Consider the following 15,077-nt stretch of genomic DNA (forward strand, 5'->3'; position numbering starts at 1 on the left):
CATCCGGCGCACAATCCGCGAGGCTATTGATGCGCCCTGAAACGCCTGAAGTAAACGACACCACGGCCGTACCTCCCCCGCCCTCCTCGGCCCGCCTGCGCGGCCTCGAATGGCTGAGCCGTAACCGCCAGCCGATTGGCCTGGGCGTTACGTTGCTGATGTTCGCGGTGGCGCTGCTCGCCTGCCGGCACCTGCTCGCCGAACTCGACATCTATGCCCTGCACGACGCCGTGCTCGGCACCCCCAAGCACGCCTTGGCGGGCGCCTTCGCCGCCACGGTGCTGGGGTTCATCATCCTGCTCGGCTATGAATGGTCTGCCGCCCGTTACGCGGGCGCGCCGCTCAAGCCACGGTCGCTGGCGCTGGGCGGCTTTACCGCCTTTGCCATCGGCAACGCCGTGGGCCTGGCGTTGTTGTCGGGCGGGTCGGTGCGCTACCGCCTGTACTCACGCCTGGGCGTGGGGGCCGGTGAAGTCGCGCGGATGTCGTTGTTTGCCGCGTTGTCGCTGGGTTGCGCGCTGCCGCCGCTGGCCGCGCTGGCCACCCTCAGCGATGTCAACGCCGCCGCCACCGCGCTGCGCTTGCCGGCGCCACTGCTCGGCCTGCTGGCAGTGGTGGTGCTGGCGCTGTTCATTGCCTTGGCGGTGGGCGTGTACCGCCGCCGCGTCGAGGAACAACCCTACCCGCACAACCTAGTGGTGAAGGTCGGCAGCCGCACGCTGCGCTTGCCGTCGGTCAAGCTGACCCTGCTGCAGTTGGTGATCACCGCGCTCGACGTCGCCGTGGCCGCCACCGTGCTGTACTGCCTGCTGCCGGAAACCCCACCGTTCGGCGCCTTCGTGCTGGTGTACCTGTTGGCGCTGGCCGCCGGCGTGCTCAGCCACGTGCCGGGCGGGGTCGGCGTGTTCGAAGCCATCCTGCTGGCGGCGTTCACCAACGAACTGGGCGCCGCGCCACTGGCCGCCGCGCTGCTGCTGTACCGGCTGATCTACGTGGTGCTGCCGTTCCTGGTGGCGTGCCTGGTGCTGCTGATCAACGAAGGCAAGCGTTTGCTGTTCGCCCGCCAGGCCATTCGCGTGGCCTCGGGCCTGGCGGCGCCGATCCTGGCGGTGCTGGTGTTTCTCTCCGGCGTGGTGTTGCTGTTTTCCGGTACCACCCCGGAAATCGACACCCGCCTCGAGCACATGGGCTTTTTGCTGCCGCACCGGCTGATCGACGCCTCGCACTTCATCGCCAGCCTGATCGGCGTGCTTTGCCTGTTGCTTGCCCAGGGCCTGCGCCGGCGCTTGTCGGCCGCCTGGATGCTGACCATGGTCATGTTGCTGGCCGGCGCGCTGATGTCGCTGCTCAAAGGCTTCGACTGGGAAGAAGCGAGCATTTTGATCATCACCGCCTCGCTGCTGAGTATCTTCCGCCGCTCGTTCTACCGCCCCAGCCGGCTCACCGAGCTGCCGCTGTCGCCGTTGTTCCTGCTGGCCGCGGCCTGTGTGGTGGGCGCGTCGATCTGGCTGCTGTTCTTCGCCTACCAGGACGTACCCTACAGCAATACCTTGTGGTGGCAGTTCGCGCTTGATGCCGACGCCCCACGCGGCCTGCGCTCGGCCCTGGGCAGCGCGGTGCTGTTAATCATCGTCGCCCTGACCTGGCTGCTGCGCACCGCGCGGCCGGTGATCCACCTGCCCAACCATGAAGAACTCGAGCGCGCGGCGAACATCCTCAAGGCCTCGCACCAGCCCGACGGCGGCCTGGCCCTGACCGGCGACAAAGCCCTGCTGTTCCACCCGCAAGACAAAGCCTTCATCATGTATGCCCGCCGCGGCCGCAGCCTGGTGGCGCTGTACGACCCGATCGGGCCGACCCAGCCGCGCGCCGAGATGATCTGGCAGTTCCGCGACCTGTGCGACTTTCACCACGCCCGCCCGGTGTTCTACCAGGTGCGCGCGGAGAACCTGCCCTTCTATATGGACATCGGCCTGACCGCCATCAAACTGGGCGAGGAAGCCCGGGTCGACCTGCAGCGCTTCGACCTCGAAGCCAAGGGCAAGGAGATGAAAGACCTGCGCTACACCTGGAACCGCGGCACCCGCGACGGGTTGTCGATGGAGGTGTACGAAAACGGCCAGGCGCCGCTCGACGAGCTGAAGGTGATTTCCGACGCCTGGCTGCTGGGCAAGAACGTGCGCGAGAAAGGCTTCTCCCTCGGGCGCTTCAGCCCGGAGTACCTGAAGCACTTCCGCATCGTGATCATCCACTTCGAAGGGCACCCGGTGGCCTTTGCCAACCTGCTCGAAACCGACAGCAAGCAGTTGGCCAGCCTCGACCTGATGCGCTCGCACCCCGAGGCGCCGAAGCTGACCATGGAATTCATGATGGTCGGGTTGATCCAGCATTACAAAGCCGCCGGCTACGACAAGTTCAGCCTGGGCATGGTGCCGCTGTCGGGCCTGCAGCCACGCAAGGGTGCCCCGCTCACCCAGCGCTTGGGCTCGATGGTGTTCAGCCGCGGCGAGCAACTGTATAACTTCCAGGGGTTGCGGCGCTTCAAGGACAAGTTCCAACCCGACTGGGAACCCCGCTACATGGCCGTGCCGGCGGGCCTCGACCCGCTGGTGGCATTGGCCGACACTGCCGCCCTGATCGCGGGCGGCCTGACTGGATTGGTGAAACGCTGATGATTCGACGTTACTGGCGCGTAGTCCTGATTATCCTGGTGGTGCTGTTGGCACTGGCGGGCGCCGGCTACTGGTGGTGGAGCCGGCCGGTGCCGGCACCGACCCTGCAAGCGGTAAAACTCACCGACGGCAGCCCGGCGACCCAGGTGGTGCCGGGCCAGAGCGCGCAAAACTACGTGCTGCTGCTGGTGCCGCCGGAGCAAGCCATGGCCGACAAACAACTGGCCGACGTAAGCCGCCAGGCCGCCGCGCGCATCGTGCAGGTGGTGCTGCCGGCCGACTGCAAGCTGCAGCAGGCCGCCTTCGACGCCGGCCTCAAGCAACTGGGCCATACCCCCAACGTGGTCGGCGGTATCGCCGTGGGCGCCAGCCAGGCCTGGAACTGGCTGGCCGGGCAAAGCAACGACAAGGCCAAGGCGGTGTCGGTCGACTTCGCCCGCGACGAGCAAACCTGCAAACCACCGCTGGCGCAAAAGGCCGACCACGGCCACTGGTACGTGGCTTGGAACGACTGGCCAGACGACACCGGCTCGCTGCTGGTGCGGGCCCAGCCCAACGCTGAGAACAGTATTTCCGACTACGACGTGAAGCTGCCGGAACTGCTCAAGGCCCAACTGGCCCGCGCCCTGCTCGGTGAAGCCGCGCCCACCCTGAAAATGCCCGTGGTCGAAGTACCTGCCACCGGCACCCCAGGCGACACGGTGACCCTGTTCCTGTCTGGCGACGGCGGCTGGCGCGACCTCGACAAAGACGTGGCCGGCGACATGGCACAGTTGGGCTACCCCGTGGTTGGCATCGACACCTTGCGCTACTACTGGCAGCACAAGGCCCCGGAGGAAAGCGCCGAGGATTTGTCCGAGGTGATGGAGTACTACCGGCACAAGTGGAACGCCAAGCACTTCATCCTCGCCGGCTATTCCTTTGGCGCCGACGTGCTGCCAGCGATCTACAACCGCCTCGGCGAAGACGACCAGAAGCGCGTGGATGGCCTGATCCTGCTGGCATTCGCCCGCAGTGGCAGCTTTGAGATCGAAGTAGAAGGCTGGCTGGGCCAGGAAGGCAAAGAAGCCCCCACCGGCCCGGAAATGGCCAAGCTACCGCCCGAGAAAGTGCTGTGCGTATACGGCGAGGAAGAAACCGCCGAGAGCGGCTGCACTGACACCACCGCGGTGGGCCAGAAGCTCAAGCTGCCAGGCGGCCACCACTTCGACGAAAACTACCCAGCGCTGACCCAGAAGCTGCTGGCGGTGATCAATGGGTGGATCAAGGCCGAACGGTAGTGGGGGAAGCGGCAAGCGGCAAGCTAAAAGCTAAAAGCCAAAAGCCAAAAGCCAAAAGCCAAAAGCCAAAAGCGCCCAACCCCCAAAACGCCAAGCCCCCACACCACCACTTGCCCCTTGCCGCTTCCCCCTTCCAACTAACCCCAGGGCCAAAGGCCCTGGGGTTGCTCATATCTCCACCTGCGTCCCCAGCTCGATCACCCGGTTCAGCGGCAGCCTGAAGAACTTCAGGTTGCCGTTGGCGTTCTTCAGCATGAAGGCGAACAGGCTTTCGCGCCAACGGGCCATGCCCTTGAGCTTCGACGAAATCACCGTTTCACGACTGAGGAAGTACGTGGTGCGCATCGGGCTGAAGTCGAGCCCCTCGAGATGACACAGCGCCAGCGCGGCAGGTACATCAGGCTCGTCCATGAAACCGTAGTGCAGCAGCACCCGGAAGAACCCCTCACCGTAGGCCTCGACCTCGAAACGCTGTTCACGGGGCACCCGTGGGGTGTCTTCGTTGACCACCGTCAGCAGGACTACCTGCTCGTGCAGCACCTGGTTGTGCAACAGGTTATGCAACAGCGCGTGGGGCACGGCATCCGGGCGAGCAGTAAGGAACACCGCGGTGCCCTGCACCCGGTGTGGCGGCTGCACGCGGATACTGCCGATGAAGATCGGCAGCGGCAGGCTGCCTTCGTCGATGCGGTCCATCAGCAACTGCTTGCCGCGCTTCCAGGTGCTCATCAGGATGAACAGCGCGATCCCCGCCACCACCGGGAAGGCGCCGCCCTGGATGATCTTCGGCACGTTGGCGGTGAAGAACAGCAGGTCGACCGCGAGGAACCCCAGCAGCATCGGCACGCTGAGCAGCGGTGGCCACTTCCACAGGCGCAGGATCACCACCGACATCATCACCGTGGTGCACAGCATGGTGCCGGTCACCGCCACGCCGTAGGCCGAGGCCAGCGCGCCAGACGACTCGAACCCCAGCACCAGCAGGATCACCCCGACCATCAGTGTCCAGTTCACCGCGCTGATGTAGATCTGCCCCTGCTCACTGCTGGAGGTGTGCTGGATGTGCATCCGGGGGATGTAACCCAGTTGGATTGCCTGGTGGGTCAGGGAGAAGGCCCCGGAAATCACCGCTTGCGAGGCGATCACCGTGGCCACCGTAGACAACACGATCATCGGGATCAGCGCCCAGCTCGGCGCCAGCAGGAAGAACGGGTTGCGCACCGCCTCGGCATCGCCCAGCAGCAACGCGCCCTGGCCGAAGTAGTTGAGCACAAGCCCCGGCAGCACCAAAGCGAACCAGGCGCGGGCGATCGGCTTGCGGCCGAAGTGGCCCATGTCGGCGTACAGCGCCTCGGCGCCGGTCAGGGCCAGCACTACCGCGCCCAGCACCGACACGCTGATGCCCGGGCGCACCACGAAGAAGTTCACCGCCCAGCCCGGGTTCAGCGCCTTGAGCACCTCAGGGTGCTCGTGGATGCCATAGAGCCCCAGCAGGCCCAGCACCACGAACCAGCAGACCATCACCGGGCCGAACAGCTTGCCGATCTGCGCGGTGCCGTGCTTTTGCAGCACGAACAGGCCGATCAGGATCACCAGCGCCACCGGCACCACCCAGTGCTCGATGCCATCGACCACCAGCTCTACCCCCTCCACCGCCGACAGCACCGACACCGCCGGGGTGATCATGCTGTCGCCATAGAACAGCGCCGTGCCGCACAGGCCGAACACCACCAGCACCGCGCTGAGCCGCGGGTAGCCCTGGGCCGCGCGGCGGGCCAGCGACAACAGCGCCATGGTGCCGCCCTCGCCCTGGTTGTCGGCGCGCAGCACGAACAGCACGTATTTGATCGAGACCACCCAGATCAACGCCCAGAAGATCAACGAGAGGATGCCCAGCACGCCGTCATGGCTGACGGCCACACCATAGCCACCGCCGAACACCTCTTTGAGGGTGTACAGCGGGCTGGTGCCGATGTCGCCATACACAACGCCCACCGCGGCTACCAGAATACTCAGTGGCCGGGCGGCGCCATGGCCTTGCCCAACCTCACTGCTTGCGTGACCCATCCACTTCTCCTGCAGCCTGTGGTCGGCCCTGCCAGAATAGGCAGAAGCCGGATTGAAGCCGTGCGCAACCTGTGGCTGCGCAACGCGGCGAAGCATAGCGCAGCACTCGTCGCATTTCTCCCACCAAACGCTGGCAAAGCGCGGCGGGCATCGCTAGAATTGCGCACTTTTTGATCAGAGGCGCATCAGCGCCCTCGCGCAGGCCCCCTGCGCCGCCTATCAATACCGAGGTTAGCCATGCCCACCAGCACCCCAACCGCCACGCCGAAGGTCGGTTTCGTCAGCCTCGGCTGCCCGAAGGCCCTCGTCGACTCCGAGCGCATCCTGACCCAACTGCGCATGGAAGGCTACGAAGTCGTGCCCACCTACCAGGACGCCGACGTGGTGGTGGTCAACACCTGCGGCTTCATTGACAGCGCCAAGGCCGAATCGCTCGAAGTGATCGGCGAAGCCATCGCCGAAAACGGCCGGGTGATCGTCACCGGTTGCATGGGCGTGGAAGAAAGCGCCATCCGTGACGTGCACCCCAGCGTGCTCGCGGTCACCGGCCCGCAGCAGTACGAGCAGGTGGTCAACGCCGTGCACGAGGTGGTACCGCCCAAGCTCGAGCACAACCCGCTGATCGACCTGGTGCCGCCGCAGGGCGTGAAGCTCACCCCGCGCCATTACGCCTACTTGAAGATTTCCGAAGGCTGCAACCACAGCTGCAGCTTCTGCATCATCCCGTCGATGCGCGGCAAGCTGGTCTCGCGCCCGGTCGGCGAAGTGCTCGATGAGGCCCAACGGCTGGTCAAGGCCGGGGTCAAGGAACTGCTGGTGATCTCCCAGGACACCAGTGCCTATGGCGTCGACGTTAAATACCGCACCGGTTTCTGGAACGGCCAGCCGGTGAAAACCCGCATGACCGAACTGTGCCAGGCGCTGGCCACCCTCGGCGTGTGGGTGCGCCTGCACTACGTGTACCCGTACCCGCACGTGGATGAAATCATCCCACTGATGGCCGAAGGGAAGATCCTCCCGTACCTCGACATCCCCTTCCAGCACGCCAGCCCGAAAGTGCTCAAGGCGATGAAACGCCCGGCCTTCGAAGACAAAACCCTGGCGCGCATCAAGAAGTGGCGCGAGCAGTGCCCAGACCTGATCATCCGCTCCACGTTCATCGTCGGCTTCCCGGGCGAAACCGAAGAAGACTTCCAGTACCTGCTCGACTGGCTCAGCGAAGCCCAGCTCGACCGCGTGGGCTGCTTCCAGTACTCGCCGGTAGACGGCGCGCCGGCCAACCTGCTCGATGGCATCGTGCCGGACGACGTCAAGCAAGACCGCTGGGACCGCTTCATGGCCCACCAGCAAGCGATCAGCGCGGCCCGCCTGCAACTGCGTGTTGGCCGTGAAATCGACGTGCTGATCGACGAAGTCGACGAGCAGGGCCCGATCGGCCGCAGTTTCTTCGATGCCCCGGAAATCGACGGCAACGTGTACATCAACAGCGACCGCGACCTCAAGCCGGGCGACAAGGTGCGCTGCCGCATCACCGACGCCGACGAGTACGACCTCTGGGCTGAAACCGTCTGACCCCTGGCCGGCAAAGCCGGCCAGCCTTTCTATACTCCATGGCGTGACCCGTCATGGAGACTCCCGTCATGCAACCGCCCTTTCGCATCCAGACCCCACGCCTGGCTGAATACCCCGCCCTGGTCAAACTGTGGGACGCCTCGGTCCGCGCCACCCACCACTTTCTGCCGCAAGCCTATATCGACCAGATCAAACCGTTGATCGCCGATCATTACCTGTACCTGGTGATGCTCGCCTGCGCGGTCGACCGCCAGCGGCGCATCGCCGGCTTCGTGGGCGTTAGCCACGGCCGGGTAGAGATGCTCTTCATCGACCCTGCCCGCCGCGGCCAGGGCGTGGGCAAACTGCTGCTGTGGCACGCGGTGGAGCAGTTCAACGCCACTGAACTGGACGTCAACGAACAGAACCCACAGGCCCTGGGCTTTTACCTGCGCCAGGGGTTCGAGGTGGTCGGCCGCAGCGATTTCGACGGCCTCGGCCAACCCTACCCGCTGCTGCACCTGCGGCTGAACCACGCCCAGGCCAGAATCGCCTGAGCGCTTGCGCTACAATGGGCGTTTTTCGCCAGAAGGCCCGGGCACCCCGATGATCCACAACGATGTACTGCGCAGCGTGCGCTATATGCTCAACATCAGCGACGGCAAGCTGGTCGACATCATCCGCCTTGGCGGCCATGAGGTCGCCGTCGCCGAGGTGGCCCTGTACCTGAAGAAGGAAGAAGAAGCCGGCTACCTGCGTTGCCCGGACCGGGTCATGGCGCATTTTCTCGACGGCCTGGTGTTCCACAAGCGTGGCAAGGACGACAGCCGCCCGCCGCTGCCGATCGTGCTGCCGGTGAACAACAACGACGTACTGAAAAAACTGCGCGTGGCCTTCGAGCTGAAGGAAGACGACGTGCGCCAGGTGCTCGACAGCGTGGGCTTCGCGGTGAGCAAGCCAGAGCTCAGCGCGCTGTTCCGCAAAGAGGGCCACAACAACTTCCGGCCCTGCGGCGACCAACTGCTGCGCAACTTCCTCAAGGGCCTGACCCAGCGCGTGCGCCCGTAACATGCCGCACCAGGTCGAGCCGGTCGGCTACGTACGCAGTTGCTTCAAAGAGAAGTTCGCCATCCCCCGCCAACCGGCCCTGGCCCCCGCAGCGCGCGGGGTGCTTGAGCTGCTGCCGCCGTTCGACAACGGCGACGCCGTGCAGGGTTTGGAGCAGGTCAGCCATGTGTGGCTGTTGTTCCTGTTCCACCAGGCGCTGGAAGCCACCCCGCGCTTGAAGGTGCGCCCACCGCGGCTGGGCGGCAACCGCAGCATGGGCGTGTTCGCCACCCGCGCCACCCACCGGCCCAACGGCATCGGCCAGTCGGTGGTGCGCCTGGAGCGGGTAGAACCGGGGCGGTTGTACCTCTCCGGCATCGACTTGCTCGACGGCACCCCGGTGCTCGACATCAAGCCCTACGTGCCCTACGCCGACGCCGTGGCCGGCGCGCGCAACAGCATGGCGGCCGAGGCGCCGGGGTTGATCCAGGTGGGCTGGGCCGCCGAGGCACTGGCCAGCGCCCACGCCCATAGCGAGCGCCTGGGCGAGCCGTTGGTGGCGCTGATCGAGCAATGCCTGGCGCAAGACCCCCGCCCGGCCTACCAAACGCCCACGCCAGAGCGGCGCTACGGGGTGCGCCTGTGGGATGTAGAGGTGCGCTGGCATTATCCCCAGGCGGGGGTGATTCAGGTGTTGGGGGTGGCGTAAGGCCCAGCTCATCCAGTAGGAAGCCGTGGTCCGGCACTCTGGCTGCGTTAAATCGAGGGTGAAAAGCCCTGATTTTCCTGGGTGGTTTTACTGAGCGCATGACCTAGCTGGCCCTTCGCCCGGCACAGCCAGAGTGCCGGACCACGGCCTCCCACGGGTTCTGTATTGCCTCGTCAATCAAGGAGTTACACAAATCTGGTGGGAGGCCGGCGAAGGGCCCGAAAGCCGTGCACAAAAAAGGCAGGCCATCAGGCCTGCCTTTTTTTCGGTCCCGCACCCGGCTTACTTCTCGACGAACGCACGCTCGATCAGGTAATCCCCCGGTTCACGCATGCGCGGCGAAATCTTCAGGCCGAAGCTGTCGAGCACTTCGCTGGTTTCGTCGAGCATGCTCGGGCTGCCGCAGATCATCGCGCGGTCGTCGCGTGGGTTGATCGGTGGCAGGCCCAGGTCGTCGAACAGCTTGCCATTGCGCATCAGGTCGGTCAGGCGGCCCTGGTTGCGGAACGGCTCGCGGGTCACGGTGGGGTAGTAGATGAGCTTTTCACGCACCGCCTCGCCGAAGAACTCGTTGTTCGGCAGCACGTCGGTGATGAACTGCTCGTAGGCCACTTCGTTCACGTAGCGCACGCCGTGGATCAGGATGACTTTTTCGAAGCGCTCGTAGCTTTCTGGGTCCTGGATGACGCTCATGAACGGCGCCAGGCCGGTACCGGTGCTGAGCAGGTACAGGTGCTTGCCGGGGTTGAGGTCGTCGAGCACCAGGGTGCCGGTGGGCTTCTTGCTGATCAGCACTTCGTCACCTTCTTTCAGGTGCTGCAGCTGCGAGGTCAACGGGCCATCAGGCACCTTGATGCTGAAGAACTCCAGGTGCTCTTCCCAGTTCGGGCTGGCGATGGAGTAAGCGCGCATCAACGGGCGGCCGTTGGGCTGCTGCAGGCCGATCATCACGAACTGGCCGTTCTCGAAGCGCAGGCCCGGGTCGCGGGTGCACTTGAAGCTGAACAGGGTGTCGTTCCAGTGGTGAACACTGAGAACGCGTTCGTGGTTGAAGTTGCTCATTAGCCAAAAACTCCGGAGAAAAGGCGTACGCCGCGGGCGGGCGCGATTGCGCGGTATTCTAGTGGCGTGGATAATATCTGTTAAATGGATTATCAAGATATAGGTAATCGGTTATATCGATATGCGATTTACTCTCAGGCAATTACAAGTGTTCGTCGCCGTCGCCCAGCACGAGAGCGTTTCCCGCGCCGCGTCGCAACTGGCGCTGTCGCAGTCGGCGGCCAGCACCTCCATCGCTGAACTCGAGCGCCAATCCAGCTGCCAACTGTTCGACCGCGCCGGCAAACGCCTGAGCCTCAACGCCCTGGGCGAGCAGCTGTTGCCGCAGGCCGTGGCGTTGCTCGACCAAGCCAAGGAAATCGAAGACCTGCTTGGCGGTAAGTCTGCCTTCGGCTCGCTGGTGGTGGGCGCCACCCTGACCATCGGCAACTACCTGGCCACGCTGCTGATCGGCAGCTACATGCAGGTGCACCCGGAAAGCCAGGTCAAGCTGCACGTGCAGAACACCGCCAACATAGTCGCCCAGGTAGCCCATTACGAGATCGACCTGGGGCTGATCGAAGGCGACTGCAACCACCCTGACCTCGAAGTGCAGCCCTGGGTGGAGGATGAACTGGTGGTGTTCTGCTCGCCGCACCACCCGCTGGCCGCCCGCGGCGAAGCCAGCCTGGAGGCGCTGACCCGCGAAGCGTGGATTCTTCGAGAACAAGGTTCCGGCACCCGCCTGACCTTCGACCAAGCCATGCGCCACCACCGCAACAGCCTGAACATCCGCCTGGAGCTGGAACACACCGAGGCGATCAAGCGGGCCGTGGAGTCGGGGCTGGGGATTGGCTGTATTTCACGGCTGGCGCTGCGCGATGCGTTCCGCCGCGGCAGCCTGGTGCCGGTGGCCACGCCCGGGCTGGACCTGGCGCGGCAGTTTTTCTTTATATGGCACAAGCGCAAGTACCAGACTTCGGCCATGCGCGAGTTTCTCGAGCTGTGCCGCACCTTCACCGCCGGCGTGCAGCGCAGCGACGAAATCGTGTTGCCGGCGATTGCCTGAGGTTAGAGCAGCACCACCGCCCAGACGATGGCGATCATGCCCAGCGCGACCAACTGGGCGGCGCTGCCCATGTCTTTGGCACTTTTCGACAACGGGTGGCGCTCCAGCGAGATGCGATCGATGGCCGCCTCGATGGCCGAATTGACCAGCTCGACGATCAGCGCCAGCAGGCAGGCCATAATCAGGATGGCGCGCTCGACGCGGCTCACGTGCAGCAGGAAGGTGAGCGGCACCAGCACCACGTTGAGCAGCACCAATTGGCGGAACGCTGCCTCGCCGGTGAACGCCGCGCGCAGGCCATCAAGTGAGTAACCCGCGGCGTTGAAGATTCGTTTGAGGCCGGTTTGGCCTTTGTATGGAGACATGCCCATGCCCTGGAGCCTACAGAGGCATGCACCTTAGCGGTTCAGCGGTCAAAAAACAGTGAAAAAACGCTAAGCGGAGGGTACAGACTCCAACTGTTGTAACAAAAGCGCGGCCTGGGTGCGGGTGCGCACGTTCAGCTTGCGAAAAATCGCCGTAACATGGGCCTTGATGGTCGCCTCCGAGACGTTCAGTTCGAAAGCGATCTGCTTGTTCAACAAGCCCTCGCAGACCATCGTCAGCACCCGGAACTGCTGCGGGGTCAGCGCTGCCAGGCCTTCGCTGGCGGCACGGGCCTCCGGCGACAGCGCAACGGCGTCGAACGCCTGCGGTGGCCACCACTCTTCGCCCTCGAGCACATGGCGCACGGCGCCCTGGATCACCTCCAGGGTGCTCGCCTTAGGGATGAACCCGCTGGCGCCGAACTCCCGGGCGCGCACCACCACGCTGGCTTCATCCTGGGCCGAGACCATCACCACCGGGATGTGGGGGTACTGCCCGCGCAGCAGTACCAACCCGGAAAACCCATAGGCGCCGGGCATGTTGAGGTCGAGCAGGACCAGGTCCCAGTCGGTTTTTTCCGCCAGTTGGGCTTCGAGCTCGGCAATGCTCGCCACCTCGACCCAGCGCGCGGCATCGCCCAGGCCCAAGCTCAGGGCCTGGCGCAAAGCGCTGCGAAACAACGGGTGATCATCGGCGATGAGGATGTTGTAAGTGGCCATCGGCGTAGGCTTCCAAGCTCGGGCGCGCCAAGCATGCCGAGGCGGGCCGGGGTGGTCAAGGCCAAACGCCTCAGGCACAGTGCAGGGCTTTGCCCTAAGGAAAGGCCAAACGCCATGCAACGCTCTACCCTGCGCGCTGACGCGCTGATGCTGCTCACTGCCTTTATCTGGGGCACGGCCTTCGTGGCGCAAAGCGCGGCGATGGAACACATCGGGCCGTTTCTTTTCTCCGGCCTGCGCTTTCTATTGGGCGCGCTGTGCCTGTGGCCGTTGATCGCCCGGCAAAGCCCGGAAGGCCGCGAGCCGTTTACCGACCGGGGCTTGTTGTTGGCTGGCGCGGCGATGGGCCTGGCACTGGCGCTGGGCATCAACCTGCAACAGGTGGGCCTGTTGTTCACCAGCGTCACCAACGCCGGCTTCATCACCGGCCTGTACGTGATCATCGTGCCGCTGATTGGCCTGCTGCTGGGCCACGCCACCGGCCTGGGCACCTGGCTGGGGGCGGCGCTGGCAGTGCTCGGCATGTACCTGCTGAGCGTGACCAACGGCCTGCAGGTGGCCAGCGGCGACTGGCTGCAACTGCTGGGCGCGTTCGCCTGGGGCGGCCATGTGCTGCTGGTGGGGGTGTTTTCCAACCGCCACGACGTGCTGCGCCTGGCGTTCCTGCAGTTTGCCTTCTGCGCCGTGGCCAGCCTGCTGCTGGCGCTGTGCTTCGAACCGCTGAACGCCGCGGCGATAGTGGCCGCCGGGCCGGCGTTGCTGTACGGCGGGGTGGTGTCGGTGGGCCTGGGCTACACCTTGCAGGTGGTCAGCCAGAAGGGCGCGATCGCCTCCCATGCGGCGGTGATCTTCTCGCTGGAGGCGGTGTTCGCCGCCCTGGCCGGCGCGCTGTTTCTCGGTGAGCAGCTCAGCGGCCGCGGCTACCTGGGCTGCGCGTTGATGCTCGCCGGCATGCTGCTGGCGCAACTCTGGCCGCACCGCCCAGGGCGCTCAGCGCAGAGCTAGCAGGCGCTGGTGCAGGGCGTCGTCCTCGTTGATCGGGCGCTGGAACTTGGCGGCCAGGTAATGCCCGCTGAAGGCATCGAGCCAGTCGTCTAGCGCCAACGACGCGGCTTCATCGCCGGCCAGGCTCAGGCACATGGCGCCGACTTCCGCGGTGCAGAAGTGGTCGCTGCGCCGCGAGCGGCGCAGGGTGTAGCGCGACAACTGCTCAGGGCTCAGGCTCAGCACCGGGAAGCGTTCCAGGTACGGGCTTTTGCGAAACATCTTGCGGGCTTCGGTCCAGGTGGCATCGAGCAGCACGAACAACGGGCGCTTGCCCGGGGCCGCGCTGACCTGCTGGACCACCTCACGGCCCTGGCCGAATTCCTCGGGGAACACGATATAGGGCTGCCAGGTGGGATCATCGAGCAGCGCCAGCAACTGTGGGTCGACCTCAATGCGCGACCAGCCGAAGGCGTAGGTGTCGGCCACCACGTCGGCGATCAACCAGCCGGTGTTGGTGGGCTTGAGCGCCTCGACGTCGTGCATGATCAGGCACATGCCAGCCTGGCTGGGGACTTGCGGGCGCCAGGCGCACAGGCAATAGCCAGGCACCACCCGGCACTGGGGGCAACGTTCGGCGCGCGAGCCCCGGGCAATGAAGGGTTTGGTACTGCGGGCCAGGCGCGCTTGGCGCAGGCGGGAAACAGCGTGGTGCATGGCGAACCTGATGATCGGGCAAGGCGCGCAGTCTACCTTGCCCAGCGCCCTTAAAGAATGCAGCCCGCTGGCTGGTTGAAGCGCGGGCAAGGGTATACGCTGGGCGCATTTGAACACTGGCGCGCTGGGCCGGTCCAACGGCCTGCTCACCGCCCTGCCACAGGAGGCATTAATGCTGCGCTTTACCGTTCCACTCGTTGGCCTGCTCCTTGCGCCGATGGCCGCCCACGCGGCTTCCGCGCAGGACTACAACCTGACCCAGTTGCTGCAGAAGGTAGCCAAGGAGAGCAGCGTTGGCACCCCCCGCGCCATCAATGAAGACATCCTTGACCAAGGCTTCACCGTGCAAGGCAAAGAGCTGATCGACCACCTCGCCGTACAACCCAGCCATGCCGCGCAAATGCGCGCCAACCCGCAAACGGTTTACCTGCAGCTGGGCGCCAGCGTGTGCCGTGACCCAGGCTTTCGCAAGCTGATGGCCCAAGGCGCGATCATGCGGTATGACTTCACTGAGTACAAAACCAAGAAGCCGGTGGCCACGCACCGCTATACCGCTCAAGACTGCGGGATGAAGTGAGGCTGGCCCGCCAGCCGCCATTACCCAAATGACCGCTGGCTGCGCGCCTGCTCCTGGGCCTGGGCCTGGTCAGCTCGCAACTCCTCGACCAGCGCCTGTACGTAGCGCGAGCGCCGCGTACCGCCGTCCAGCCGCCGCAGGCATTCTTCTTCCAGGCTCAAGCGGTTGGCCTGGGCGGCCTGCCGCAGCACTTCGTAAAGCTGGTCGTCCAGCATCAACTGCACACGTCCCATACCGCGCCTCCCTGCCTCACCGAGTCCGGTGTTTGCCGGAACTGC

15 protein-coding genes are annotated in these 15,077 nt (G+C 65.0%); 9 read left to right on the forward strand and 6 right to left on the reverse strand.

The features are described 5' to 3' along the window. The first annotated feature begins 29 nt into the window (after nucleotides 1-29). A complete protein-coding gene (gene mprF / locus ACFZCE_RS11695; RefSeq protein ID WP_390939065.1) occupies nucleotides 30-2,672 on the forward strand; it encodes a bifunctional lysylphosphatidylglycerol flippase/synthetase MprF in 2,643 nt (880 codons plus the stop codon). Beyond that, nucleotides 2,672-3,952, forward strand: coding sequence for an AcvB/VirJ family lysyl-phosphatidylglycerol hydrolase (locus ACFZCE_RS11700; RefSeq protein ID WP_390939067.1), 1,281 nt, complete (start codon nucleotides 2,672-2,674; stop codon nucleotides 3,950-3,952). The genes mprF and ACFZCE_RS11700 overlap by 1 nt, the downstream gene beginning before the upstream one ends. Before the next feature lie 168 nt (nucleotides 3,953-4,120). Here ACFZCE_RS11700 and ACFZCE_RS11705 read toward each other — a convergent pair whose 3' ends face one another. After that, nucleotides 4,121-6,019 carry a KUP/HAK/KT family potassium transporter gene (locus ACFZCE_RS11705; RefSeq protein ID WP_390939069.1) on the reverse strand — a complete coding sequence of 633 codons (1,899 nt, stop codon included), beginning with the start codon at nucleotides 6,017-6,019 and terminating at the stop codon, nucleotides 4,121-4,123. A gap of 237 nt (nucleotides 6,020-6,256) precedes the next feature. On the opposite strand from ACFZCE_RS11705, the gene rimO reads away from it, so the two are divergent. From rimO to tsaA, 4 genes are all read left to right on the forward strand, one after another. After that, a complete protein-coding gene (gene rimO / locus ACFZCE_RS11710) occupies nucleotides 6,257-7,591 on the forward strand; it encodes a 30S ribosomal protein S12 methylthiotransferase RimO (RefSeq protein WP_390939071.1) in 1,335 nt (444 codons plus the stop codon). 68 nt (nucleotides 7,592-7,659) lie between these two features. After that, nucleotides 7,660-8,127 carry an acetyltransferase gene (locus ACFZCE_RS11715; RefSeq protein ID WP_390939073.1) on the forward strand — a complete coding sequence of 156 codons (468 nt, stop codon included), beginning with the start codon at nucleotides 7,660-7,662 and terminating at the stop codon, nucleotides 8,125-8,127. 49 nt (nucleotides 8,128-8,176) lie between these two features. Beyond that, nucleotides 8,177-8,638 (forward strand): DUF1456 family protein, encoded by a 462-nt coding sequence (locus ACFZCE_RS11720; RefSeq protein ID WP_390939075.1) that lies wholly within the window; start codon nucleotides 8,177-8,179, stop codon nucleotides 8,636-8,638. A gap of 1 nt (nucleotide 8,639) precedes the next feature. Continuing rightward, the gene (tsaA, locus tag ACFZCE_RS11725; RefSeq protein WP_390939077.1) at nucleotides 8,640-9,326 is read left to right on the forward strand and encodes a tRNA (N6-threonylcarbamoyladenosine(37)-N6)-methyltransferase TrmO; all 687 of its coding nucleotides are present in this window, start codon (nucleotides 8,640-8,642) and stop codon (nucleotides 9,324-9,326) included. Nucleotides 9,327-9,608: 282 nt separating this feature from the next. Here the strand turns inward: tsaA and fpr are convergent, their stop codons facing one another. Continuing rightward, nucleotides 9,609-10,388 carry a ferredoxin-NADP reductase gene (fpr, locus tag ACFZCE_RS11730; RefSeq protein WP_390939079.1) on the reverse strand — a complete coding sequence of 260 codons (780 nt, stop codon included), beginning with the start codon at nucleotides 10,386-10,388 and terminating at the stop codon, nucleotides 9,609-9,611. Nucleotides 10,389-10,509: 121 nt separating this feature from the next. On the opposite strand from fpr, the gene ACFZCE_RS11735 reads away from it, so the two are divergent. Next, the gene (locus tag ACFZCE_RS11735) at nucleotides 10,510-11,436 is read left to right on the forward strand and encodes a LysR family transcriptional regulator (protein ID WP_390939081.1); all 927 of its coding nucleotides are present in this window, start codon (nucleotides 10,510-10,512) and stop codon (nucleotides 11,434-11,436) included. 2 nt (nucleotides 11,437-11,438) lie between these two features. Here the strand turns inward: ACFZCE_RS11735 and ACFZCE_RS11740 are convergent, their stop codons facing one another. Next, nucleotides 11,439-11,801, reverse strand: coding sequence for a diacylglycerol kinase (locus ACFZCE_RS11740; RefSeq protein WP_390939083.1), 363 nt, complete (start codon nucleotides 11,799-11,801; stop codon nucleotides 11,439-11,441). A 69-nt stretch (nucleotides 11,802-11,870) separates the two neighbouring features. Then, nucleotides 11,871-12,521, reverse strand: coding sequence for a response regulator transcription factor ErdR (erdR, locus tag ACFZCE_RS11745; RefSeq protein ID WP_390939085.1), 651 nt, complete (start codon nucleotides 12,519-12,521; stop codon nucleotides 11,871-11,873). A 114-nt stretch (nucleotides 12,522-12,635) separates the two neighbouring features. On the opposite strand from erdR, the gene ACFZCE_RS11750 reads away from it, so the two are divergent. After that, nucleotides 12,636-13,526, forward strand: coding sequence for an EamA family transporter (locus ACFZCE_RS11750; RefSeq protein ID WP_390939086.1), 891 nt, complete (start codon nucleotides 12,636-12,638; stop codon nucleotides 13,524-13,526). Here ACFZCE_RS11750 and ACFZCE_RS11755 read toward each other — a convergent pair. Next, complete coding sequence (locus ACFZCE_RS11755; protein ID WP_390939088.1) at nucleotides 13,512-14,222, reverse strand: DTW domain-containing protein; 711 nt, start codon at nucleotides 14,220-14,222, stop codon at nucleotides 13,512-13,514. The two genes, ACFZCE_RS11750 and ACFZCE_RS11755, sit on opposite strands and share 15 nt — an antisense overlap. Nucleotides 14,223-14,394: 172 nt before the next feature. Here ACFZCE_RS11755 and ACFZCE_RS11760 point away from each other — a divergent pair, with 172 nt between their 5' ends. Next, entirely contained in the window at nucleotides 14,395-14,799 is a 405-nt protein-coding gene (locus tag ACFZCE_RS11760; protein ID WP_390939090.1) for a PA3611 family quorum-sensing-regulated virulence factor, read from the forward strand. 20 nt (nucleotides 14,800-14,819) lie between these two features. On the opposite strand, the gene ACFZCE_RS11765 is transcribed toward ACFZCE_RS11760, so the two are convergent. Beyond that, nucleotides 14,820-15,032, reverse strand: a complete 213-nt coding sequence (locus tag ACFZCE_RS11765; protein WP_390939092.1) for a hypothetical protein — start codon at nucleotides 15,030-15,032, stop codon at nucleotides 14,820-14,822. Nucleotides 15,033-15,077 lie beyond the last annotated feature (45 nt).

The organism is Pseudomonas sp. NPDC007930 (assembly GCF_042958985.1).
GTDB lineage: Bacteria > Pseudomonadota > Gammaproteobacteria > Pseudomonadales > Pseudomonadaceae > Aquipseudomonas.

Excerpts from the sequence above, each read along its gene's own strand:
- rimO (WP_390939071.1), top strand. The coding sequence starts at position 6,257 with ATGCCCACCAGCACCCCAACCGCCACGCCGAAGGTCGGTTTCGTCAGC.
- ACFZCE_RS11760 (WP_390939090.1), top strand. The coding sequence starts at position 14,395 with ATGCTGCGCTTTACCGTTCCACTCGTTGGCCTGCTCCTTGCGCCGATG.
- ACFZCE_RS11765 (WP_390939092.1), bottom strand. The coding sequence starts at position 15,032 with ATGGGACGTGTGCAGTTGATGCTGGACGACCAGCTTTACGAAGTGCTG.
- ACFZCE_RS11705 (WP_390939069.1), bottom strand. The coding sequence starts at position 6,019 with ATGGGTCACGCAAGCAGTGAGGTTGGGCAAGGCCATGGCGCCGCCCGG.
- ACFZCE_RS11720 (WP_390939075.1), top strand. The coding sequence starts at position 8,177 with ATGATCCACAACGATGTACTGCGCAGCGTGCGCTATATGCTCAACATC.
- ACFZCE_RS11715 (WP_390939073.1), top strand. The coding sequence starts at position 7,660 with ATGCAACCGCCCTTTCGCATCCAGACCCCACGCCTGGCTGAATACCCC.
- fpr (WP_390939079.1), bottom strand. The coding sequence starts at position 10,388 with ATGAGCAACTTCAACCACGAACGCGTTCTCAGTGTTCACCACTGGAAC.
- ACFZCE_RS11740 (WP_390939083.1), bottom strand. The coding sequence starts at position 11,801 with ATGTCTCCATACAAAGGCCAAACCGGCCTCAAACGAATCTTCAACGCC.
- erdR (WP_390939085.1), bottom strand. The coding sequence starts at position 12,521 with ATGGCCACTTACAACATCCTCATCGCCGATGATCACCCGTTGTTTCGC.
- ACFZCE_RS11700 (WP_390939067.1), top strand. The coding sequence starts at position 2,672 with ATGATTCGACGTTACTGGCGCGTAGTCCTGATTATCCTGGTGGTGCTG.
- ACFZCE_RS11735 (WP_390939081.1), top strand. The coding sequence starts at position 10,510 with ATGCGATTTACTCTCAGGCAATTACAAGTGTTCGTCGCCGTCGCCCAG.
- ACFZCE_RS11755 (WP_390939088.1), bottom strand. The coding sequence starts at position 14,222 with ATGCACCACGCTGTTTCCCGCCTGCGCCAAGCGCGCCTGGCCCGCAGT.
- ACFZCE_RS11750 (WP_390939086.1), top strand. The coding sequence starts at position 12,636 with ATGCAACGCTCTACCCTGCGCGCTGACGCGCTGATGCTGCTCACTGCC.
- mprF (WP_390939065.1), top strand. The coding sequence starts at position 30 with ATGCGCCCTGAAACGCCTGAAGTAAACGACACCACGGCCGTACCTCCC.
- tsaA (WP_390939077.1), top strand. The coding sequence starts at position 8,640 with ATGCCGCACCAGGTCGAGCCGGTCGGCTACGTACGCAGTTGCTTCAAA.